Source organism: Acinetobacter sp. V91_7 (assembly GCF_031799075.1).
Taxonomy (GTDB): domain Bacteria; phylum Pseudomonadota; class Gammaproteobacteria; order Pseudomonadales; family Moraxellaceae; genus Acinetobacter; species Acinetobacter calcoaceticus.
On the sequence record NZ_JAVQNT010000040.1, the window covers coordinates 119398 to 143146 of the forward strand.

21 protein-coding genes and 1 pseudogene are annotated in these 23749 nt (G+C 36.9%); 11 read left to right on the top strand and 11 right to left on the bottom strand.

Annotated features, from left to right (window positions below; all coding sequences use genetic code 11):
• Window positions 1–98 precede the first annotated feature (98 nt).
• A complete protein-coding gene (locus RMB03_RS13420) occupies window positions 99–995 on the top strand; it encodes a LysR substrate-binding domain-containing protein (protein ID WP_270903376.1) in 897 nt (298 codons plus the stop codon).
• Window positions 996–1031: 36 nt separating this feature from the next.
• On the opposite strand, the gene RMB03_RS13425 is transcribed toward RMB03_RS13420, so the two are convergent.
• Window positions 1032–1742, bottom strand: a complete 711-nt coding sequence (locus RMB03_RS13425) for an amino acid racemase (protein ID WP_311076579.1) — start codon at window positions 1740–1742, stop codon at window positions 1032–1034.
• 237 nt (window positions 1743–1979) lie between these two features.
• The gene (locus tag RMB03_RS13430) at window positions 1980–2846 is read right to left on the bottom strand and encodes a LysR family transcriptional regulator (RefSeq protein ID WP_311076580.1); all 867 of its coding nucleotides are present in this window, start codon (window positions 2844–2846) and stop codon (window positions 1980–1982) included.
• A 108-nt stretch (window positions 2847–2954) separates the two neighbouring features.
• Between RMB03_RS13430 and RMB03_RS13435 the strand changes: the two genes are divergently transcribed.
• From RMB03_RS13435 to RMB03_RS13445, 3 genes are all read left to right on the top strand, one after another.
• A complete protein-coding gene (locus RMB03_RS13435; RefSeq protein WP_311076581.1) occupies window positions 2955–3857 on the top strand; it encodes a DMT family transporter in 903 nt (300 codons plus the stop codon).
• Window positions 3858–3921: 64 nt separating this feature from the next.
• Window positions 3922–4206: a YciI family protein gene (locus RMB03_RS13440; RefSeq protein WP_311076582.1), complete on the top strand. Its 285-nt coding sequence runs from the start codon at window positions 3922–3924 to the stop codon at window positions 4204–4206.
• A gap of 405 nt (window positions 4207–4611) precedes the next feature.
• A complete protein-coding gene (locus tag RMB03_RS13445; protein ID WP_311076583.1) occupies window positions 4612–6273 on the top strand; it encodes an AAA family ATPase in 1662 nt (553 codons plus the stop codon).
• 45 nt (window positions 6274–6318) lie between these two features.
• Here RMB03_RS13445 and RMB03_RS13450 read toward each other — a convergent pair.
• The 5 genes and pseudogenes from RMB03_RS13450 to RMB03_RS13470 form a co-directional block, all read right to left on the bottom strand.
• A pseudogene (locus RMB03_RS13450) lies at window positions 6319–6456 on the bottom strand (hypothetical protein); the annotation flags it as partial.
• Window positions 6457–6497: 41 nt separating this feature from the next.
• Window positions 6498–6971, bottom strand: a complete 474-nt coding sequence (locus RMB03_RS13455) for a hypothetical protein (RefSeq protein ID WP_311076585.1) — start codon at window positions 6969–6971, stop codon at window positions 6498–6500.
• A gap of 85 nt (window positions 6972–7056) precedes the next feature.
• Window positions 7057–9126, bottom strand: a complete 2070-nt coding sequence (glyS, locus tag RMB03_RS13460) for a glycine--tRNA ligase subunit beta (protein WP_311076586.1) — start codon at window positions 9124–9126, stop codon at window positions 7057–7059.
• Window positions 9126–10103, bottom strand: coding sequence for a glycine--tRNA ligase subunit alpha (gene glyQ / locus RMB03_RS13465; protein ID WP_002044989.1), 978 nt, complete (start codon window positions 10101–10103; stop codon window positions 9126–9128). Before glyQ ends, glyS begins: the two co-directional genes overlap by 1 nt.
• A 91-nt stretch (window positions 10104–10194) precedes the next feature.
• Window positions 10195–10677: a hypothetical protein gene (locus tag RMB03_RS13470; RefSeq protein WP_003653714.1), complete on the bottom strand. Its 483-nt coding sequence runs from the start codon at window positions 10675–10677 to the stop codon at window positions 10195–10197.
• Between the two features lie 137 nt (window positions 10678–10814).
• On the opposite strand from RMB03_RS13470, the gene RMB03_RS13475 reads away from it, so the two are divergent.
• The 5 genes from RMB03_RS13475 to RMB03_RS13495 all read left to right on the top strand — a co-directional run bounded on the left by RMB03_RS13475 (window position 10815) and on the right by RMB03_RS13495 (window position 15983).
• Window positions 10815–11600: a tetratricopeptide repeat protein gene (locus tag RMB03_RS13475; RefSeq protein ID WP_005038425.1), complete on the top strand. Its 786-nt coding sequence runs from the start codon at window positions 10815–10817 to the stop codon at window positions 11598–11600.
• A 561-nt stretch (window positions 11601–12161) separates the two neighbouring features.
• Window positions 12162–12578, top strand: coding sequence for a lysozyme inhibitor LprI family protein (locus RMB03_RS13480; protein ID WP_281836146.1), 417 nt, complete (start codon window positions 12162–12164; stop codon window positions 12576–12578).
• 109 nt (window positions 12579–12687) lie between these two features.
• Window positions 12688–13950, top strand: coding sequence for a putative DNA modification/repair radical SAM protein (locus tag RMB03_RS13485; protein ID WP_004639582.1), 1263 nt, complete (start codon window positions 12688–12690; stop codon window positions 13948–13950).
• A 2-nt stretch (window positions 13951–13952) separates the two neighbouring features.
• Window positions 13953–14750 (top strand): TIGR03915 family putative DNA repair protein, encoded by a 798-nt coding sequence (locus RMB03_RS13490; RefSeq protein WP_005038431.1) that lies wholly within the window; start codon window positions 13953–13955, stop codon window positions 14748–14750.
• A gap of 132 nt (window positions 14751–14882) precedes the next feature.
• Window positions 14883–15983 carry an HPP family protein gene (locus RMB03_RS13495; RefSeq protein ID WP_004639579.1) on the top strand — a complete coding sequence of 367 codons (1101 nt, stop codon included), beginning with the start codon at window positions 14883–14885 and terminating at the stop codon, window positions 15981–15983.
• A gap of 67 nt (window positions 15984–16050) precedes the next feature.
• Here the strand turns inward: RMB03_RS13495 and RMB03_RS13500 are convergent, their stop codons facing one another.
• Window positions 16051–16305: a PspC domain-containing protein gene (locus RMB03_RS13500; RefSeq protein ID WP_005038434.1), complete on the bottom strand. Its 255-nt coding sequence runs from the start codon at window positions 16303–16305 to the stop codon at window positions 16051–16053.
• A gap of 251 nt (window positions 16306–16556) precedes the next feature.
• Between RMB03_RS13500 and RMB03_RS13505 the strand changes: the two genes are divergently transcribed.
• On the top strand, window positions 16557–17204 hold the full coding sequence (locus RMB03_RS13505) for a hypothetical protein (RefSeq protein ID WP_311076587.1): 648 nt from the start codon (window positions 16557–16559) through the stop codon (window positions 17202–17204).
• A gap of 74 nt (window positions 17205–17278) precedes the next feature.
• On the opposite strand, the gene RMB03_RS13510 is transcribed toward RMB03_RS13505, so the two are convergent.
• Complete coding sequence (locus tag RMB03_RS13510; protein WP_003653705.1) at window positions 17279–19102, bottom strand: acyl-CoA dehydrogenase C-terminal domain-containing protein; 1824 nt, start codon at window positions 19100–19102, stop codon at window positions 17279–17281.
• Window positions 19103–19357: 255 nt separating this feature from the next.
• On the opposite strand from RMB03_RS13510, the gene RMB03_RS13515 reads away from it, so the two are divergent.
• Complete coding sequence (locus RMB03_RS13515) at window positions 19358–21712, top strand: hypothetical protein (RefSeq protein ID WP_311076588.1); 2355 nt, start codon at window positions 19358–19360, stop codon at window positions 21710–21712.
• Window positions 21713–21761: 49 nt separating this feature from the next.
• Here RMB03_RS13515 and aroE read toward each other — a convergent pair whose 3' ends face one another.
• The gene (gene aroE, locus RMB03_RS13520; protein WP_311076589.1) at window positions 21762–22550 is read right to left on the bottom strand and encodes a shikimate dehydrogenase; all 789 of its coding nucleotides are present in this window, start codon (window positions 22548–22550) and stop codon (window positions 21762–21764) included.
• Window positions 22551–22730: 180 nt separating this feature from the next.
• On the bottom strand, window positions 22731–23681 hold the full coding sequence (gene hemF, locus RMB03_RS13525) for an oxygen-dependent coproporphyrinogen oxidase (protein ID WP_311076590.1): 951 nt from the start codon (window positions 23679–23681) through the stop codon (window positions 22731–22733).
• Between the last annotated feature and the right edge of the window lie 68 nt (window positions 23682–23749).

Sequence of the window (23749 nt, forward strand, 5' to 3'; positions counted from 1 at the left end):
CAATGAGATAAAATCCATACGATTTGATTACGATAAATCATCATTTCAAATATAATTAAATACCGTATCTAAATTTCTAGAATGATCTGGAGCCTCAAGTGATACAAAACATTGAATTAAAATGGTTATATGATCTGATTGTTCTAGAAAAATACCGAAATTTTACAGTCGCTTCTGATATTAGAAATATTTCTCAGTCTTCGCTGAGTCGTCGTATTCAAGCCTTGGAAAATAGTCTTGGTTTTGAAGTGTTTGATCGAGAAACTTCTCCTTTGCAGTTAACGGAGCAGGGTAAGCTTTTTATATTGCATGCGAGAAATTTACTGGATGATTTTGAGTTCAATATAGATCAAATTAAAGGTGATAATCATGTGCGAAGCAAAGTCACGATTGCTTCTGCACATTCTTTGGCGGGTTATATTTTTCCTAAAATTTTAGGAAATTTAAAAAATTACCAAGAAAAGATTTTTCATGTTGAAGCAATCAATGTGAATGAAACCGTAGATTCTCTTAAAAATGGTCAATGTGACTTTATTGCATCTTTTTATGATGATGACTTAATGAACCCACAATTTTTGTGCCATAAGTTGTTTTCAGCAAAGCTTTATTTAGTCACGGCTCCAAATCATTTAGGTCGACCTAAATTTTCACTCGAAGATACTTCAATTCCTCTCATGAACTATACCGATGACAGTTACATGGGGAAAAAGGTAAATAAATTTCTACAAGATCATCATTCGGACAAGTTTGAGACAAATTTTGTGTCTTCAATGAGTCTATTACTTAAGGACATGATCAAAGGTGGCTATGGCGTAGGGTGGTTACCCGATTACAGCATTCAAGATGAATTAAAACAAAATCAGTTGATGATCGTACCAATGAAAGAGTCGGTACTGTCTGTCGATATTTATTTATATCGCAGTAGTGCAAGGCTTAATGCAACTTCTGAAGGATTATGGAATTTTGTGAAGGCAATTGATTGGACCATTGCCTAAATTAATTATGCATAATTTGCATTAAATTTTATTTAATCATGCGGCTGATGCTGTTAATGAGTTCTGATACCACGCAATCGCATTTTTAATGAGTAAATCGGTCGCATCAACAAACAGTTCAGGATTGTCTTGGATATTGTCTTGTAAGATGAGTGGAATTTCAGTACATGCTAATAAGAATTTTATGCTTTTATTTTGTTTATAAAAATGAATAACCTCACTCATAAGTTGTTTTGATTTTTCGATATTTCCTGCTTTGTATTGATAAATACTTTGCATCACTTTGTGTTGCATCTCAACAGATGGGGTAGAGAAACGAATATTGTTTTGGATGAATTGGCTTTGGTAAAGCTGAGTGCTTATGGTGGCAGACGTCGCAAGAATACAAACTTCAGCAATTTGGCTGGCTTGAATAAAATGAACCGCAGATTCAATAATACTAATCATTTTGGTTTGGGTTCGTTGCTGTAACTGGTTAAACCAAAAGTGGGCAGTATTGCAGGGAATAATGATACAGCCGACCTGTGCCGCTTCTAAAATTTTAAGATATTCAGCCATTTTTTCGAGTGGTTTATCATCATGATTGATAATCGATTGTGTTCTATCTGGGATGTCTGGAATAGAAACCGTGATGACAGGAATATGCTCTTGATCGCAATGTGCTGGCGTATTTTTAATAATTTTATCCATGGCATCAATTGTGGCTTGTGGACCCATACCACCTAAAATTCCAATTGCTTTATTCATGTTGAATGACTCAAAAAATATGTTATGTATTTAGCATCTGCTTCTTTTGATTAAGGTCGTTGCAAAAAACGGATGGGTCATGCAGTTTATGTTTTTATAATTGATTCTTAATTTTTACTATAGTATTGTTTTATATCAATAAAATAAAAATGTTTAAAATGCCGCGATGTGTTTTATGCATCATTATTTTATGTAAAGCATAGCGTTTTACATAGATAATTTCATTCGAATGCACAGCTAAGCTATAAATTCTGACTTAATCAATTCTAAAAACATATCTCGAGCTTTATGGTTGCTTACATTTTTGTGCCAAAAAAATTGATTCTGCATAAAGGCAAGATGTTCAAATTTATAACCTCGAATATTGGTTAAATTTTTATATTGCTCAAAAAGACTCTTTGGCACTAAAGACACACCGGAACCTGCACTCACGCAACCAATAATAGTGGCATAACTGGTAATGCTGGTAATTGGAAGTGAGATATTTTTGAGCTTAAGCCATTCTTCAAGTGCAGCGCGGTAAGGGCAGCCTTCAGTCCACATAAAAATTTCTTTACCAATCAGGTCTTCTTGGCAGTGGATTTCACCGAAAGATTCTGGGGCAATTAAAATAATTTCTTCTTGATAAATACTGAGCCTATTTAACATTGGAAATTCAATACTTCCCGCGACAATCGCACCATCGAGTTTATGTTGAGAAATATCAACTAATAGCTGTTTCCATGTGCCAGTAATAATTTGAATGGAAACTTCTGGATAGCGTTGATGATATTTCGCGAGTAAGTTAGGTAAACGTGTTGTGGCAGAAGATTCAATAGCCCCAATTTTTAATGGACCAGAGGGTGGTGCATCAGGATGAATGCTTCGTTTTGCTTCATCACAAAGCGCTAAAATTTTCTGGCAATAATTAAGGAAAATCTCTCCGGATGGGGTGAGCTTTAAACTTTTCCCTTCCCGATAAAACAGAGGTGCGTCGAGTTCTTCTTCAAGTTGTTTAATGCGCGCCGTGATGTTAGATGGAACGCAGTGTAACTGCAAAGATGCCTTGGTCATCGTGCCGCATTCAACCACCGTTTGAAACATTTTTAACTGAGCGATATCCATGTTTTATCATTCACTTTTAATGAATATTAGGCTCAATATAAGTTAATTTTATTCAACTATCCATGCGCATATGATGAAAGAGTTCCATTTCATTAGCGCAGATTTAACATGGCAATTTCACTTGCTGTCGAAACACAGCCTCCAGCATTTAAGCTCTATTTATGTATTGCTGTGACCGTCTTTTGTTGGGGCTATTCACCTATTGGTGTACACAGTGCTTTGCATTCATATACACCGCAGCATATTGCCTTGCTTCGCTTTTTGATTGCATCTGTTTTCTTACTACTTTTGGTCATGAAAAAAGGTATTCAGCCGTTAAAGTGGAAAGATGTTCCTGCGCTTGGGGTGTTAGGATTTTTCTCTGTGACCTTGCATCACTTGCTTATAAATACGGGGCAGCAATATGTTAGTGCGGTTGCATCCAGCATTTTAAGTCAATCTATTCCGCTATTTACCTTTATAGTTTCAGCTTTATTTTTTAAAGAGAAAATCCGTTTCAAACAATGGTTGTGTATTTTATTAGGTCTTTGTGGCGCCGTTTTAGTGGTTAGTGGTGATCGAGGCTTTGGTGTGCCGAGCCCTTATAGTTTGTTGGTTGTTTTGGCTGCAATTGCATGGGCGATTTACTTTAATTTATATAAAAAATTTGCCTTAAATTATGATGCGTTGAGCATGATGTGCTACATCATATGGCTCGGAACCATTCCTTTATTGTTTTATAGCGCGCAGTTGTCTGCTGAAATTTTACATGCCACTTGGCAGGCCAATATGTCGATTGTGTTATTGGGTATTTTCCCAAGTGCGATGGCTTATGTGCTTTGGGGATATGTACTTAAAAATATGTCGTTAACGATTGCATCGAATTTTTTATATTGCTCGCCGATTGTCGCAATGAGTTTGGCAGTTGTTTTCTTAAATGAAAAACCGTCAATGATTGTGCTGTTAGGTGGAGTGATTATTGTGGGGAGTTTAGTGTGGATGAATTGGGGGAATCGGCGTACCATCGAATAAACTATATAAGCTATCAGTAGTTTAACCCTTCTATGTCATGTGCTACTTCCTTTAAGAGAATGAAATGATTGTTGTTACCTTGACCTATAAAAAACCATTAGCCGAAGTTGATGCAGTTCTAAAAGAGCATATTGCATTTTTAGATCATTACTATGAGCAAAAGAAGTTTCTAGCATCAGGACGTCGAGAAAATAGGGCGGGTGGGGTGATTTTAGCTCTAAGCTCTTCGGTTCAAGAAGCTGAAGAAATCATGAAAAATGATCCGTTTTATATTCATGATGTGGCTGATTATGATTTTATGTGGTTTGAGCCATCGAAAAGTTTAGAAGAAATTAAAGAGTTTGTTTAATTTAAAAAATAAAGGGATCCCTTTACTTTTTTTACTAATTATCTATTACCATATGCCTAATAATTATTTTTAGATTAGAGAGTGCCAATTTATTGTAAAAATTTTGGTGATGGTGAATGGATGACTACTATTAAAGAATAGATATAATTTTAAGTATGACTTCCTCGAGAAGAACGTATATATATAAATTTATTATGAATTTTTAGAAAATACCTTGAGTTGAAGCTTGTACTTTAATAGTATGGAGATAAATCTAAAATTTGGACAAAAAATGTACTTGCGAAATATTCATATTAGAAACATTGGGCCAATTGAAAATTAGATTTAGAACTAGAACTTAAAGAGGATCTAAATCCTAAACCAGTAATTCTAATTGGTAAAAATGGGTCAGGTAAAACCTATACTTTGTCTTATATCGTAGATGCTTTTTATGAGCTAGCTAAAAAGCAATATAATGATGTAGTAAAATCTTCTGGTATGGACTCTCCTTATTTTAGAATAATTTCAGGTAGGGATATCAATACAACCACTGATGGTCAAAGCGCGGCTGCTTATTTGAGATTTTTTGATGATCAGGAAGGTCAAGAAATACATTATTGCGAAAAAATTGGAAATATAGATTCTGCTCAGGGATTATTGAATTTATATGGAAATAAAATTAATGATATCAATAGTAATAATAATAACGATAAGAAAATACTAGCTACTAAGGAAAATATTGATAAAATTTTTTCAAATACGATTAATTTTTTTCCAAGTTTTAGAAAAATAGTTCCTCATTGGTTAAATTTAAATGCTCTAACTCAAGAAATATTTAATATTGAAGGTAAATACACAGGTGATTTGGGTAAAGAAATCATGTGTGTAGATACTTTTCAAAGAAATATCCAATGGATGTTAGATGTAGTATTGGATTCTGCAATTTTACCTGCTGAATTAGATTATTTAGCGAGTCAAGAAGAGAAAGATTTTGTAATAAAAAATAAGCATGCAATCAATAACTCGTATAGAAATATCAATAAAATATTTAAAACAATTCTAGATAATGATGAATTATATTTAAAAACTGGATGGCGAAATGATGCTCAATCCCGATTATCTTTGCATAGTAAAGGAAGAGTTATTGTACCAACCCTAGAACAGCTTTCGACGGGTCAATTAGTTTTACTTAATTTGTTCATTACAATAATTAGACATGCTGATTATAAAGATTTAAATAATAGTATTCGTTTAGAGAATATTGAGGGAATTGTTGTTGTTGATGAAATAGATACGCATTTGCATACTAAACATCAAAGTGAAATTTTACCAAAGCTCATTAAGTTATTTCCTAAAGTACAATTTATCATGACGTCTCATGCACCACTTTTTGTTTTAGGTGTGGAAAAAGAATTCGGGAAAGAAAATATTCAGTTAATTGATCTTCCATCTGGTATGAATATTACTTCTGAAAGATTTGGTGAGTTTGAAGAATCTTTTAATTTTTATAAGGAAACAATAACATTTGAAGAAACTCTACATAAAAAAATTCAGGATCAACAAAAACCATTGATACTCGTTGAAGGCAAGACAGATATTAAATTTATGAAGAAGGCTTTTGAGCTAAAAGGAAAAAATGAATGGTTAGAAAATATAGAAATAGGTGAAATTGGTGTTACTCAAGAAGGTGGTCAAGTTAAATTTGGTGGTGAAAGTAGTTTGGATAAAGGTTTTGATTTTCTAAAACATAATTTAAATGCAATAAACCGAAAAGTATTATTTTTATATGATTGTGATACAAAAATTTCTATAGAAACAATAGGTTATATTAAAAAAGATAAAGTTCCTATGAATTTTGAAAATACTAAAATTAAAAAGGGTTCAGAAAATCTGCTTAAAGAAGAATTATTTACAGAAAATTTTTATCCATCCCGTGAATCAGTAGATGATTATGGAGGTGTGATAATTAAGAAAAATTTTGATAAAAACGGATTCTGTAATTATATTTGTGAAAATCTTACAGATCCAACTGTATTTGATAGATATGAAGAATTAGTCTTTCCAATTATCGAACAATTCTTAGCTTAATAAAATAAAAAAACCGCTTTAAAGCGGTTTTTTTATTAATACTAATTAACCCTGCAATACACTCACATCAGCCACAGCAGTAAACAAGTTACGCAACTGAGCCAATAAACGTAAACGATTTGCTTTCAGGTCAGCATCATCTGCCATTACCATTACGCCATCAAAGAAGGTATCGTTAGGTACACAAAGCATTATAAGCTCAGAATCTTTACTTAAACCATTTTCTAAAGCTCTGGCAAAAAGAAGAACAGCACAATAGCTCCAAAAATTCCGCTTAAGATCAACCAGTCTTTTTGACGCATATCTGCAAGGCGAATCACCGAAAGATAAACACTGCTGAAAAAAACCAAAACAAAAACCAGCAAAACTAGCGGATTATTGAAGAAGAATTTGCTGATGCCAAATAGCACGAAAATAATGGTACTAGAAACCCAATACAGCAGAGCCAAAATAAATTTGTTCACTGATAAATTATGAACAGAACGATCTAAACGCGGCAAAGTTATAGCTAGCATAATCAGCCCTGCAAAACCGCCTAGAATAGAGATAATCATAAAGAACAGGCCGCTCATATCTGGTTTGGTTTGTATATGAGGATATAGCTTCCATAGACCATAACCGAATGCCATCAAAAGGGTGTGGCAAAGAACAAGGTAAGCATCTATACGGTAAAACTTTTTAATTGAAGTGGGATTCATTATGATGACTGCTGATTTATTCTTAATATTAAAAAACCCCACTAATTTATAGAGGGGTTCTCATTAATTTACAACCAATTAAGGCTTAGCCTTGCAATACACTTACATCAGCGATAGCAGTAAACAAGTTACGTAGCTGAGCCAATAAACGTAAACGGTTTGCTTTCAGGTCAGCATCATCTGCCATTACCATTACACCATCAAAGAATGCATCAATCGGCGCGCGAAGTGCTGCAAGCTTAGAAAGAGCAGCCGTGTAGTCTTTTGCCGCAAGTAATGGCTCAACTACTGGAGTAACTGCTTGAAGCTCAGCAAATAATGCTTTTTCAGCATCTTCAACTAAGTTTGCTTCAACTACAGAACCTTCTGGTGCAGCTTCTTTTGCAAGAATGTTAGCAACACGTTTGTTTGCAGCAGCAAGTGCAGCAGCTTCAGGTAGTGCACGGAAATGGTTTACAGCATTTACACGCTTGTCAAAATCAAGTGGAGATTTTGGTGCAAGTGCTTGAACCGCTTGAAGCACATCAACAGCAACGCCTTGGTCTTCATACTTGGCACGGTAACGACCTTCCAAGAATGCAACAGCATCAGCACGCGTTTTGTCGTGGTCTTTAACGATGTCGCCATAACCTTGAAGTGCGAGATTTACCAGTTCTTCAATCGTTACGTCCAATTCATTTTCAATGATTAAACGTAAGATACCAATTGCTGAACGACGAAGAGCAAACGGGTCTTTAGAACCTGTAGGTGCTTGTCCAATACCGAAAATACCAACAAGTGTATCTAAACGGTCAGCAAGGGCAATCGTTGTACCAGTTTTGGTTTTTGGTAAAACATCGCCAGCGAATTTTGGTAAATATTGCTCGCCTAAAGCTTCTGAAACTTCAGTGTTTTCGCCTTCAATGCGTGCATAGTAAGTACCCGCAATACCTTGAAGTTCTGGGAATTCACCTACAAGCTCAGATGTTAAGTCGCATTTAGCAAGTAACGCAGCTTTTTCAGCGTCGGCTGGGTTTGCACCAGTGATTGCAGATAATGCAACAGCAAGTTTTGCAATACGTGTTGATTTATCCCAAAGCGTACCCAGTTGTGCTTGGAATACCATGTTTGCCAATTTTTCTTTACGAGATGCAAGCGGTTGCTTTTGATCTTGTAAGAAGAAGAATTCAGCATCAGATAAACGAGGGCGAACAACTTTTTCATTACCTTCAATAATTTGAATCGGATCTTTAGACTCAATATTTGAAACAGTAATGAAGTAAGGCTGTAATTTACCTTCGCTATTGATCAAACAGAAATATTTCTGGTTGTCTTGCATTGTTGTAATAAGTGCTTCTTGAGGAACAGCAAGGAAGCGCTCTTCAAAATTTGCACGAAGAGCAACAGGCCATTCAACGAGGCTTGTTACTTCATCAAGTAAATCACTTGGAACAATCGCAGTTGCGTTAACTTCATCAGCTAACTTTTTTACTTGTTCTTGAATGGTTGCTTGACGTTTTTCAAAGTTCGCAACGACATATGCTTTTTCTAAAGCAGCTAGGTAGTCATTTGCATGCGCTAAAGTCACAGCTTCAGGTGCATGGAAACGGTGACCATAAGTCACATTACCAGCTTTGTGATCTTGAATAGTTGCGTCAACAATTTGATCATCTTTAAGTAAGAGAACCCATTTAACCGGACGTACAAATTCGGTACGGCTTGCAGCAGAACGCATACGCTTAGCAATTGGTAAATTGTCTAATGCAGTTTGTAAAATCTGTGGAAGTAAAGCATCAAGGCTTTGACCTTTCACATCTTTTAAATAGCAAACTTTTTCAACTTTACCAGCTTGGAAAGTTGAAAGTTGGTCAACAGTAATACCTTGACCACGCATGAAGCCTTCGAGTGCTTTAGTCGGTTTACCTTCTGCATCGTAAGCCGCTTGAACAGCAGGACCGTCAAAACGTTTTTGTGTATCAGCTTGAGCAGCATCGATATCAACAATTTTAAGCGCTAAACGACGTGGAGCTGCATAAGCTTCGATAGATGCGAAATTTAAGCCAGCATCTTTTAAGCCTTTTACCGTTTCTGCCTGTAATGCATCGCGTAAGTTTTTTAAGCTTTTCGGTGGAAGCTCTTCACAGCCAAGTTCGAATAAAACAGTATGTTTGCTCATTAGTTTTTCTCCGCCTTTGCTGCTTCACTTTCAGCTTGTGCTTTTAACTGTGCCAATACTTCATCACGTAAGTGTGGTTCTGCCATTGGGAAGCCAAGTTCTGCACGTGCTTGTACATAACTTTGTGCAATCGCACGAGCTAAAGTACGGACACGTAAAATGTAGCGTTGACGCTCAGTCACAGAAATCGCGCCACGTGCGTCAAGCAAGTTAAAGGTATGAGACGCTTTAACCACTTGCTCATAAGCAGGAAGAGAAAGTTTTGCTTCAATTAAACGATTTGCTTCTGACTCATAAAAGTCAAAGAGTTCAAATAGTTTTTCAACTGGAGCATATTCAAAGTTGTAAGTCGATTGTTCAACTTCATTTTGATGGAATACGTCGCCGTAAGTCACAGTACCAAATTGGCCTTTGGTCCAAACAAGGTCATAAACCGAGTCTACACCTTGAAGGTACATTGCAAGACGTTCTAAACCGTAAGTGATTTCACCTGTTACTGGATAACATTCAACGCCACCGACTTGTTGGAAGTAAGTGAACTGAGTCACTTCCATGCCGTTAAGCCAAACTTCCCAACCTAAGCCCCAAGCCCCAAGCGTCGGAGATTCCCAGTTGTCTTCTACGAAACGAATGTCGTGAGTAAGCGTATCGATCCCGATTGCTTTTAAAGAATCAAGATAAAGCTGTTGGATGTTGTCTGGGTTTGGCTTAAGTACTACTTGGAATTGGTAGTAGTGTTGCAAACGGTTCGGGTTTTCACCATAGCGACCATCTTTTGGACGACGTGAAGGTTGAACGTATGCAGCATTCCAAGTTTCAGGCCCTAAAGCACGTAAGAATGTTGCGGTGTGGAATGTTCCAGCGCCCATTTCCATGTCGTAAGGTTGTAATACGACGCAGCCTTGTTCGGCCCAGTAGTTTTGTAGGGCAAGAATTAAACCCTGAAATGTATCAATATGCGAGATGGCGCGACTCATGTAGCATCCACGAATTTATGAGAAAAATTGCCCCTAAGTATAAGGATTTTGTAGGGGAGTGGCAAAGACTAGTTTCTATACCTATAAAAAATTATTGGCTGTCATTTAGCTGGGATTTTCCTACATGTTTTGCTTTTAATCGAGGTTGAAATGAGGCAAAAAACCAAAAAATGAGGCTAAGAATAAAACTTACAGTGAATGTAGAGGTTGAGATCAAAGTACGTCCAACAGTTGGGAATACATAATCAAATATTGGTAAATTATGAGAAATATTTTCATAGATCGCTAAAAAGAAATAAATCAAGCTAAATGATACATGTGCACCTAACCACATTAATGGAAAGATAAAGCGGTTTTTAGTAATGAGTACTTGGCATATCTTAAGTAGTAATGGGAATAAGATAATATAATAAGTACCAACAAAGATTCCAATAATATAGAGGAGATCAAGTGCAAACTTGCCAGTAAGTACTGACAATAAAATTAAGAGGCTGATCGGAATAAGAGGGGTAATAATAAGAGCAATTTTAGGTTGGTATTCGATATTTGGCGTTGTCGGATTCATCTTAATCATAGTAGGTTATGTTTTTTAAATTCTAAAATGATCTGCTGATAATGTCTATGAGCCATTAAAATAAGATTATTATCTTTTGTATTTAATACATCTTTTGATAGGATAATTTTTCATGGTTTGAATTAGATTATTTTAGAATGAATTTGAAAAAATATTATTTTGGAATTTTAATATTATTTTTAGGCTTTGTTGGCTTTTACTATTTAAAGAATAATTGGATTTATTATTCAGCTAAATATAACTACAATTTCAATAAGTTAAATGCAGATGAGCTGAATAATTATGCTGCATTATTATATTATAAAAATAGAAATGATTGGATTCGAAGTAAAGAGGGTGATGAAGCCACTGAAGCAAAAAAAGCCTTAGAAATTGAAAAGCTCTTTCAACAAGCGGCTGAACAAGGGAGTGCTTTAGCTAAATTGAATTTGACTACGCTTTATTATCGGAAAGAAGACTTAAGTGCTTTTGTACCTAAGATGTTCAAACTCTCTGAAGAGGCTGCGCAAGCAGGCAATGCTGATGCTCAGTTCAGGGTAGGTACGTTTTATCATCTAGGTTATGGTGTAGATACAGACTATAAAAAAGCAATGTATTGGTATACAAAAGCTGCTGAGCAGGGTAATCCAGCAGGGATGAATAATATAGGGGTTCTTTATCAACAGGGTTTAGGCGTAGCAGAAAATGGTAAAGTTTCAACAGATTGGTATATTAAAGCCGCCAATCTTGGTTATGCGAATGGTCAAGAAAATATGTTTCAAAATTATTATTCTGGGTTAAATGGTCTACCTAAGGATAAAGAGGAAGCAATGAAATGGCGTGATATGTGCTCTTACCGTACAGAGGAGATACCAATACAACCGGTTTATAATATTGATCTTAAAGTTGATGAAACCTATCCGAACACCTGTAAAAATCAGTAAAGCTTTAAGCTGCCACCATATAGAATGGTTGGGACTATTTCATAAATAAGAGAAATGAATAGTTTTCTATTGCTGAAGAAAGTTCAACTTATTAGGATTTTATATTCAATTAGCAGAGTGTTCATTCAATGTTGATGTTCTGCTCTTTGGTCTTATTATCTTTATAGTTATACCAAGTCAATAATGCCCAAAAATTAAAAGCTGTAATTAGTGTAGAGATTCCAATCCAACTAAAAATAAGTTCGGAAAAAAAGGTCTTAAAGGATAAGTTAGCAAGCCTATTAAAGATGAGGAGTATACCTAGTGCTGTTAAATATATTGTTATGAAATTTAGAAGCTTGAATTTATTTAGTAACATAGACGTTGCTATAAGGAATGGTAAAAAGAACAGATATATAATGAATAAATAAGTAAGCATAGAGCTCGTTGAAGTCAAAATAATAAGCACTGGTATAGGAGCGAAGAATAGTCCCTTTATTATGTCTAAATACCGATAGGCAACTGTTACAGAATTTTTGTTATATTGAAGCATATTAAAAATTATAGAATCGAGAATTAGTTATGCTGAAATTTTGCTGCAAACTCATTGTTTTATCCAGTCTTTTTTGTAGTCCATGGCTATACGCACAAACCGACACTGATGAGCAAGATGAATACAGTCAATGTGTAGATCAGACTATTAAGGAAATGCAGCTTGAGAGCATTAACAACATGGTTGTGCATAGTTGTTCTGAACAAGCTAAAAAGACTTATGAAGAAAAAATTGTTGCTCTCATTGATCAAATTCGTGCACAAAGCGAAGAATACCAACAGCCAGAACGTTACCAAGATATTTTAAAATCTCAGCGACTTTGGAAAGCTTATGTAGATCAGGAATGTAGTAATGCAGGTTCATACATCGGCTCTCCGATGTATTCATATTGCCCAATGCAAGAGTATGCAGCGCGTGTAAAACAACTAGAAGAATACGTTAATTAAGGCGAATTATTTTAAACGTCACCTCATGACGCATAGCGTACTTCACTAGATTAAATTTAAGAATGCAAAATGATATTTTTTAAACGATGCCATAAATGAGTCGTTTGATATGTCTGATCGCATTCGAGAAAAACTACAAATTCTTGCTGATGCTGCTAAATATGATGTGTCTTGTTCATCAAGTGGCAGCGACCGTAAAAATAAAGATAAAGGTTTGGGTGATGCCAGTCATTCAGGTATTTGCCATAGCTATACCGAAGATGGCCGCTGTGTATCTCTCTTAAAAATTCTGTTTAGCAACGTATGTATTTTTGACTGCGCTTATTGTGTTTCACGTCGTTCTAATGATGTACAACGCGCAGCATTTACGGTGCAAGAGGTCGTAGACTTAACCATTAATTTTTACCGTCGTAATTATATCGAGGGCTTATTTTTAAGCTCAGGCATTTTTAAATCGGCCGACCATACAATGGAGCGTATGCTTCAAGTCGTGAAGAAGTTGCGCCTTGAAGAAAACTTTAATGGCTATATTCACCTAAAAACCATTCCGGGAGCATCGCCTGAACTGATTCATGAAGCAGGTTTATATGCTGACCGTATGAGTATTAATTTAGAGATGCCGACCGAAATTGGGTTAAAGACTTTTGCACCGGAAAAATCACATCAAGAAGTACAAAAAGATTTAGGTTTGGTTCGTGACAGACTTATTCAGCTTAAAGATGAGCGACAAATCATTAAGCATGTGCCGAAATATGTGCCAGCAGGGCAGACCACTCAAATGGTAGTAGGTGCTCATCAAGAGTCAGACCAAGATGTCTTGTTTATGGCAGACAAGCACTATAAAGAATTTAAGCTCAAACGGGTCTATTTTTCGGGTTACATTCCCATTAATACCGAAAATAATTACTTGCCAGCAGTCGGTTCCGCACCGCCGTTACTTCGGGAAAATCGACTCTATCAGAGTGATTGGCTGATGCGTTTTTATGGTTTTCAGGTCAATGAAATCGTCAATGAAAAATTCCCAAACTTAGATCTGGATGTCGACCCAAAATTAAGTTGGGCTTTAAGGCATCCTGAGCAGTTTCCAGTAGATCTAAACCGTGCAGATTATCAAATGATTTTGCGTGTACCCGGCATTGGGGTGAAATCGGCTAAGAAAATTGTTCAGGCTCGTCGCTTTGGCAAAATCCACATCGATTTACTTAAAAAGTTAGGTGTCGCTTATCAGCGAGCAAAATTCTTTATCCACTGTGAAGACAGTCCAAAGTTCCAAAAAGAACTTTCTTCAAGCTTTATTCGGCAGCAGATTTTAACGCAGGGTTCATCGAAATATGTGCAGCAGCTTTCGCCCCAATTAAGCCTTGGGTTTTAGTTATGTTTAATGATGAAGTGGCTTACTATTTTGATGGTTCAATGATCGGACTGCTCAGTTGTGTGTTTCGCGCATTTCAATTTAAAGAATTACAGGTCAGACTCTGTTTAAATGATGCGGTTCAACATGGCTTATTTGCCGATAAAATTGAGGTTTCAAATAACGAACTACATGCCGAACGTGTGTGGTCCGCACTGCAAAAAAAGCTTTCTTCGTCTTCTTTAAGACAATTTTATTTTGCTTATTTATCTGAGTCTTTAGATGCCTATCAGCATTTATTTAATTACTGTATTTACGTTTTTACTAGTCACTCCTCAATAGAAAAAGATTATTCGCACCCAAGTGTTTTGGCAATTTCACAATGGACGAAAAAGGTCGGACGAGAAAAGCATCGGATGGAAGCTTTTATTCGTTTTAAGAAAACCAAAGATGAGCTTTTTTTAAGTTTGGTACGTCCCGATTTTAATGTTTTACCGCTCATTCAGCCGCATTTTAAACGGCGTTATCAAGATCAGCGTTGGCTCATTTATGATGAGAAACGTAAGTTCGGTCTTTATTATAATTTAAGGGAAATACATGAGGTTTCGCTCAAAGCTTCTGAGGTTGACCGTAATTTAAATAATGGAAGGAGCCAAAGCTTTCAGCTGGAGTTAGATGAGCAAGAAGTCTTATATGACCAGCTTTGGAAAGATTATTTTAAGAGCTTGAACATTACGGAACGTCAGAATATAAAACTTCATGTGCAATATTTGCCGAAACGTTATTGGCGCTACTTAAATGAAAAATTGATTGAATATTAAAGTTTTAAAATAACAAAAGATGGTTCAACAGGGTTTCTTATCTTTGAAAGATATAATTTAAATGCATTTTATGTGGCTTTGAGCGTATACTTTTGCCCGTTATAAATAACGGCATATCCCCAAAGGTGTACTGTGAGTGTTATACAGCGAGAATGGTTACAGATTTTAAAACCAAATTTTAAGGTTTTGCCTTTAAAAGAACGGTTGCTTTGCGGTGTTGGAGCACTCTGTGGTTTAGCAATTTCTTCCTTAATTAGCTGGTATGTTTTAGGTGGAATTAATGCCTGGTACATTGCACCCATGGGAGCTTCATCTGTTCTGTTATTTGCTGTGCCAACCAGTCCATTGGCTCAACCATGGAATGTGATTGTTGGTAATACGCTAGCCGGAATTATTGGGGTTGCCTGTGCACAGTGGATTCCTGATTTAACCACTGCTTTTAGTGTGGCTGTGGGTTTTGCCATATTTTTAATGATGACCACCGACTCTTTGCATCCACCAAGTGGTGCAGTCGCGATTACGGCTGTGTTAGGTGGTGCTGCAATTCATAAATTAGGCTTTTATTTCGTTTTTTATCCGGTTCTGCTCAACTCGTTACTTTTACTCGGTTTCGCCGTCTTTTTTAATAGATTAATTGGAAGACATTATCCAGTTACCGCACGTCTCAATGAGCGTAGCAAGGACCCAACACCGACTCAAAAAGTATCGATTCAACCGAAAGATATTGAGTACGCATTAGAGCACCACACTGAGTTGCTAGATATTAGCCAGTACGATTTAGAAAAAATTATTTTAGATGCACAAGAACATGCCAACGAACGCATAGTCAATCAATATACCTGTCAGGATATTATGAGCCGTGATGTGATTAAGCTGCATGAAGATGATGATATTCATCAGGCACTGGATAAGTTCAAGCATATTAACCTTATGAGCTTACCGGTGGTAAATGCTGACAATCATCTAGTAGGAACTTTAGCTTTATATGAAGTTGTGGAATGGTTTAAAGGTGCAGCGGACCCAAGAAACTCTTGGCAGCATTATGTGAAACAGATTATGAGTCATAGAGTGGTGACAGTATTGCCAACACAGCCTATTCAAGATCTTGTGCCTTATTTTGTCGAAAAATCTTTTAATTATATTCCAGTGGTCGAAGAGCGGAAGTTAATCGGAATGATCAGCCGCGCAGATATGATTGCTGCTTTACAACAACAGTTAAACCGTAAAATATAATCTAAAAAAACAGAGCAAAAAAAAGCTACGGTTGATTAGGGGATGCAACCGTAGCGACCAAAATTAATTAACGTGTTTGCTCTTCATGTATAGTTCGGACGGATTGTCGATAGCCTTCAATATGTTCTGGCTGTTTTTTCGGAATGACTAACCACAAAACCAGATAAACTAAGATTCCGGGAAAGGCCGCACTCATAATTGAAATCACAACAAAAATAATGCGTAGTAAAGTTACGTTCCAACCAAAACGTTCAGCAATACCACCCATTACACCGGCGATCATGCTATGTCGGTTCGAGCGATATAAACCAGAACTGGCCATCTAATTCTCCTTAAAAATAAAAAGTTACAAGGAATTGCTTATTCTCTTGCTTAATAAAAATATGGAGACGAAATAACGGTTTTAAAGTCTTCTAAAAAGTAAAATGGTTAAAATATGTAAAGGATTGGAATGAAGGAAACTAACATCAACTAAAATGCACCCTTTCAGGGCTTAAAGGTTTATGGCAGCAATGGGCTCGTGCCTGAAATGAATATAAACATGGTTGTTGCTGTTATCTGTGAATAATGTATATGTTTTTGAAGCGGTCTAGGTTTTTAGTTAAGCATTTGTTTGTAGGGACTATGATGTGCCTGACACTTAGTGCTTGCGACATAAACCACACCAACTCAAAAGATCACTCTAGTCCGAGTTCTAGTTCTATCGATGAAGAAAATTTAATAAAAAATAGTACATCTACAAAAACATTAGATTATGTGGCAGGTCGTACTTTTTTACCTAAAGAAAATTTAGATCAAACCAAAAAATTGAGCGCAATCTCATTGCAATATGTAGGGCGATATCACACCCGAATTTCATGTGAGGATGCGTTTGCCGATTGTGAGTCTGGAGAGGCAGAGTACATTTTAAATTTATTACCCAATGGATCAGCTTATTGGAATGTTATTCATTTTGGCCGAGTGGGAAGTAAGGATGGAGCCAAGAGTACTGCTATAAATCAGTTGTGTCCTGATTTAAGTTGGAAAGTACATGAAAGAGAGCATGAGTTAACCATTCACTGTCCTTTATCTAATGTTAATTTTTATTTTAATGTTGATTCAAACAAAAGATTGATCGTGAATCTAGAAAAACTGTTTTATAGCGACTACGGTAAAAACCGTGAGTTTTTGGAACAAAACTATTTTGTTCCAAAGCAAGCTTATGTTCTGACTAAAGAATAAATATTAAATTTTTACTTGAATAAAAAAGAGCGCAATATGAATTGCGCTCTTTTCATTTCACGATTTAAAAATCATTAGTAGTCGAAGCTAAAGTGTTCAACTGGTAATGATGTTAATGTGCGAGAGGTTGTCACCATTGACTCGGCGTGACCTTGGGTACGAGGTAACATACGGTCAAAGTAGAAGTCCGCAACTTTGATTTTTGCTTTATAGAATTCAGGCGTTTCTGCACCATCACCTGCTTCAAGTTTCTCAGAAGCAATGACTGCTTGTTGCGCCCAGAAGTAAGCCATCATCACGTAACCTGAGAACATCAAGAAATCTACAGAAGCAGAAGAAACGATGTCACGGTCTTTACGTGCAGCAAGCATAATACGAACTGTTAAAGTGTTCCACTGAGCACAAAGCTTAGTTAAATCCCAAGCAAAACGACGTAAGTATTTATTACGTGCGTGTGCAGCACAGAATTTTAAGATTTCAGCAGTGTAGTCACGAACCACTTTACCTTTTGAGCTAAGCAATACTTTACGACCAATCAAGTCAAGTGCTTGAATGCCTGTTGTACCTTCGTATAGCGTTGAGATACGAGCGTCACGAGCGATTTGTTCCATGCCCCATTCTTTGATGTAGCCATGACCGCCGTAAACTTGCATACCGTTGTTTGCAGCTTCTAAACCAAGTTCAGTCAAGAAACCTTTCAAAATTGGTGTGTAGAAACCAAGTTTATCATCGTAGTCTTCGTAAGCAGCTTGGTCGCCACGTGTTAATGCATCTGTCATTTTGTCTGCAAGTTTTGCAGCATGATAGATCATTGAACGACCACCTTCAGCAATTGCTTTTTGAGTCAACAACAGGCGACGTACGTCAGCATGATGAATGATGGCATCTGCAACTCTTTCAGGTTCTTTTTTACCAGAAAGTGCACGCATAGACATACGATCTTTCGCATAAGGTAATGCACCTTGGAACGATAACTCAGCGTGTGCAATACCTTGAACAGCAGTACCAATACGTGCTGTATTCATGAAGGTAAACATTGCATGTAAACCTTTGTTGACTTCACCGATTAAATAACCAGTGGCATTATCAAAGTTTAGTACAGCAGTTGCAGAAGCACGGATCCCCATTTTGTGTTCGATTGAACCACAGGTCACTGCATTACGTTCACCGATACCACTATCAGCAGTAGGGATGAATTTAGGTACGATAAATAATGAAATACCACGAGTACCAGCAGGCGCATCTGGAAGACGTGCTAGTACGATATGAATAATATTTTCAGTTAAATCATGTTCACCGGCAGAAATGAAGATTTTTGTACCAGAGATTTTATAAGTGCCATCTGCTTGAGGTTCAGCTTTAGTTTTAACTTGTCCCAAGTCGGTACCACATTGAGGTTCGGTTAAGCACATTGTGCCGCTCCAAGTTCCTTCAACAAGTTTAGGCATATATGTTTGTTTTTGCTCATCGGTACCGAATTGCAAGATGGTATTCATACAACCTGAACTTAAGCCAGGGTACATCGTAAATGACCAGTTTGCAGTACCCATCATTTCTGATTTGATGAGGTTTAAAGACATTGGTAGGCCTTGACCACCAAATTCTTCTGGATAAGAAAGACCTTGCCAACCACCCATAACGAACTGGTCATAAGCTTCTTTAAAGCCTTTAGGTGTAGTTACTTCGCCGTTGTCAAAATGGCAACCTTCTTCATCGCCAGACTGGTTAAGTGGCGATAATACGTTTTCACAATAATCTGCCGCACCTTCAAGAATCATATCAACGGTATCTGGATCTGCATTTTCACCATTTGATAAAGTTTTGTAGTGAGCAGGGTAATCTAATACTTCATTCATTAAGAAGCGAATATCGTGTAGCGGGGCTTTATATGCTGGCATGGCTTTAATCCTAATTTTGAATCATTGTGGGATTATCTGAATCGATGATTTGATTATTCACTCGCATGATAAAAATACAATGATAATCACATCCGAAAGAAATGTCAGAAAAGCGAATTTTGTCGAAAATAAATACACCTGAAAATACATTTTCTGCTACATTCAGGACTTATACTTTTATGTGAAAAAACAACTATTTTTTTATTTTTAGCAAGTTTTGCTAAAAAGATAAAGCGATAAGGTTTTAAAAAAGTTATGCATTTAAAATATCTCAGTTTATGTTTATTCAGTTTGGGTTTGACCGCATGTGCGCAGCATAGCCTACGTCCATCAGTAGCATCTGCTCATTTAGATCAAAAAGTCATTCAGGGTATGAATGCAATGTATGAATACCCAAGCTATGACTACCGCGGGCATTTTAAAGTTAATGTTGATTCAAATCAGCCCAACAAAATAAGCACTATAGAGAAAAGTGCTCAACTTGATGCTGAAGTACAAAAAAAAGTAGATCAATATTTACGTGAACAAAAAATTAATTTGAATAAAAAACAGAAGCAGGCGCTCTATGCCGCAATTGCAAATGAGCAATCTGTTTCAGGTGTATCTGGCGAATCACGTTCAGAAAAAGTAAATGCCGTATTAATCAATTTATTAAATGATCTCCAATTTAGTTACGATGGTTCAGTTCATTATCGTCAAAAAATGGGGTCTTTCAACCTCACTGCAAGATATGAAAAACCGACTTTGCTCGTGCAGGCAAAATTGCCAATGGTGCTTGATCTAAAGGATTATAAATTTTACGTTAATTATTTCGGATTAATGCCTTATTTAGTTAATAAAGATAATCAAAACAACTTAGCCTATGTCGATTTTTCGAAATATAAAGATCTGTTTACGAACGTCGATATGAAGAAGTTCGTTGAATATGCGAAGGCTTCTGGCGCCGTGTCTTATCGTTTGGCTGATCCGCAAAATTTACAACGTTTACCAATTACAGACGCTGACCGTAAGGCAGGAATTGTAGAAAAAATTCGTTTAAAAGATACGGTTGAGGAGTTACTGCTACAAGTCGATCTATATGGCCAAGTCAATGAAAAATACCTGCAAAAAAGTGTTTTAGGATTTGATGACCAAAAGATTGCTGAATCTATAGCAACCGAGCTTGCCGCTTCTGAAGCTAAGAAAAAGTCAGGTAGTGCCGAAGGGCAGAAGGTTTCTTCTGAAGATGCAGCAGCAGTCAGCCAACAACTTTACTCACTCATTAACGCTCATTTTGGCGGTACATTGGCTTCTGAGGAAGGTGATGAAGAACAATCAAGTGCAGCTCAGGATGCAGCGGCAGCAGCAGAGGAAGCCTCTGCTTCAGGCCAAGATGAGGATGCTGCTGATGTTGCGGTAGCGGATGCCGAACAAACTACCCAAGATGAAGAAGGCCCAACCCTTACAGAAGAACAATGTGTTGAGTTACAGACCCTTAAAAAACAAGTAGTTTTAGGGGATATTAATTACTGTCAAATATATGGTGTTGATGTTCTTGATCAAAGCGTAGAGAGTACCCAAAGAACTCAGATCAAGTCTCGTCAAGCTGCTTTAAAACAAACTTTTGCCGCTTATGATCAGAACCAGTTTGTGAATGATGAAGTATTCAAAGCTTTATGGTTAAAGCATAAAGCAGAGATTGAACAAGCTTTACCAAAACAAAGAAATCCAATTACGATTGATGTTGGACTCGATGAAAAAGGCCGTGCAGTCAACGTAGATTACGATATTGCATATACACCAGCTGAATTTAACCATCGCTTTAATATTAAAGCAGACATGCAAATTCTAAATTATGGTAAAGCAACCTCAATTAATCAGCAGCAACTTAAACAAGCTAAATCAGTTGCAGAGGCAAGCAAAGGTTCTTTATTTGAAAACTTCGTAAAAGGTTTTAGTGAAAAACTTGGGCAAAGTGATGTTTCTGAACATCCAGTTGGCTCACATAGCGATGTACAAGATTTAGATTCGAATCTTGCGCTGTTGGCTAACCAAACTTATGATGCAACACGTGCCTATGACAAAACGTATAAGGCTGTGTTTATTGCAAAATTGACTGCCGAAAAACCGTCATATATTAATTATTATTCAGTTCAACAGTTGCAAGAAATTGCCGAAGTTTATGCTTATTGGTTCTCTGAAGAAGAAACCTATAATCCTCAAGGTAAGGCTTTAGAGCGTATCGAGGCATTGCAGAAAAAGCATCATCTTGAACAAGAAGATCAGTTTGATAATGATTTAGGCCGCGCTGTGGACCATATTGTGATTACAACAATGCAAGGTAAGGCAGGGCGTGAAGCATGGCAAAAATTACAGAAACAATATAAGCAGCCTGAGCAGCTTTTCTCAAAACAATATCAATTAGAATTTGAACAACAAAATGGTGCTTCTGCTGAAGAAAAACAATTGTTGTCACAAACAGCTGATATTTTAGGGAAGGTGTATGTTGCTGCACGTAAACAACAGCTTACGGAAAAAACAATTCAGAATTTAAAACCTGAGCATAATGAATTTATTGATTATGAGATTTTCCGAGATGTTTATCAGCAAATGGTTACAACCAAAAAATAATAAATGAAGTAAAAAAAGAACCTACATCATGTAGGTTCTTTTTTTATATTTATAGAAAATCTTTTAATTCAGGTCTTACGCCGTTCCAGATAGAAAAGGATTCAATAGCCTGACCGACTAACATTCCAAAACCTTCAGAAGAGGGTACATTACGTTGTTTAGCTTGCTCAAGGAAGCTAGATGGTTTGCCATATGCCATTTCATAGGCATATTTAAACTCTAAAGTTTCTGGGAGTTGTAATGCATCACCCGAGAGGCTTGCAGAAGTTGCATTAATTACAATATCAAATTTCCCTTCTAGCTCATTTAGAGAAATTGCTTGTAATTGAGCTTGCGGGACGGCTACTTTTAGGTCATCTATAAGTTGTTCGGCACGAGTTAGAGTACGATTTGCAATCACAATCTTTTTTGCGCCAGCTTGTACTAGTGGATAAATAACACCACGAGTTGCACCGCCAGCTCCTAAAATTAAAATAGTCGTATTTTCTAGGTTCCAGTCTAAAGCTTGAATCGCGGCAACCAAGCCTTGGCCATCAGTATTATCGCCGTGCAATTTGCCATTTTCCATCCATAACGTATTCACTGCTTTTGCAATCTGAGCACGCTCGGTTAGCACATCGCACAAAGCGAAAGCCTGTTCTTTAAACGGCACAGTAACGTTCATGCCACTTCCGCCATTTGCAAAGAAACTACGCATACTCGGCTCAAAACCATCAAGAGGAGCAAGACGTTTTTGATAGTCGAGGTCAACACCTGTTTTTTGAGCGAAAGCATGATGCAATTCAGGAGAGCGTGATTGTTCGATTGGGTTGCCAATTACTGCAAACTGTTTGGTCATTCTTATATCCAAAATTTTAAAATGGCGTGAAGCAGTTAAAAACGTGTGCTGAATATTCAGCAGGCCTCACTATAAGCCAAATTGGAATCAGAAAAAATATTTGAATAGAAACAAAGAAATTGAAAATAAAAAAGGAGATTCTTTAGGGTGGAAGCTAAAGAATCTCCAAAAAGCAAAAAATTAAGCGACTTTTTCTTTTAAATTTAGCCAGTCACGTGGTTTTAGGTAATAGTCAGTTAAACGTTTCTCTTGAGAGTCTTCATCCCATTCTGGACGATACGACCAACCTGCAAGGTTAGGGAGGCTGACTAAAATAGATTCGATACGTCCGCCTGTTTGTAAACCAAACAATGTCCCTCGGTCATAGACTAAGTTGTATTCGACATATCTGCCGCGGCGGTAGAGCTGAAATTCACGTTGAGCTTCGGTGTAAGGCTGTTCACGGTGTTTTTCAAAAATTGGCAGAATGGCATTTAAATAGCCATTACCTACAGCTTGAATATATTTAAAGCAAGTTTCGAAATCCCAACCATTTAGATCATCAAAAAATAAGCCACCGACACCGCGTTGCTCATCGCGATGTTTTAAATAGAAATAATCATCACACCATTTTTTATGTTCAGCATAGACACTGTCACCAAAAGGCTGACACAGGTCGTAAGCGGCTTGATGCCAATCGATAATATCTTGCTCATCTGGATAGAATGGTGTTAAGTCAAAACCACCGCCAAACCACCAAATTGGATCTTGTCCTTCAGGCTCTGCAACGAATAAACGTACATTGGCATGAGAAGTTGGAATATTGGGGTTTTTAGGATGAATTACTAATGAGACACCAAGTGCCTGCGCTTTAGCACCAGCAATTTGAGGGTGTCTTTCTGTAGCAGAAGCGGGGAGTTTACTAATGTTGATGTGAGAAAACATCACACCACCTTTTTCAATCACTGTACCATTTTGCAAAACTCGTGAACGACCACCACCACCTTCAGGACGCTCCCAATCATCAATAATAAATTCACCCGTACCGCCGCCAGCTTTTTCTTGTTGTTCTAAACCCGAACATATACGGGCTTGTAAATCGAGGAGAAATTCGCGGACACGTTGAATATCTGTTGAAGTCGGATGTTGCATAGTGACCCTCAAAGATGATTGAGATAGGAGATAGATACATCAAAGCACAAAACCATAAAAAAAGTAAG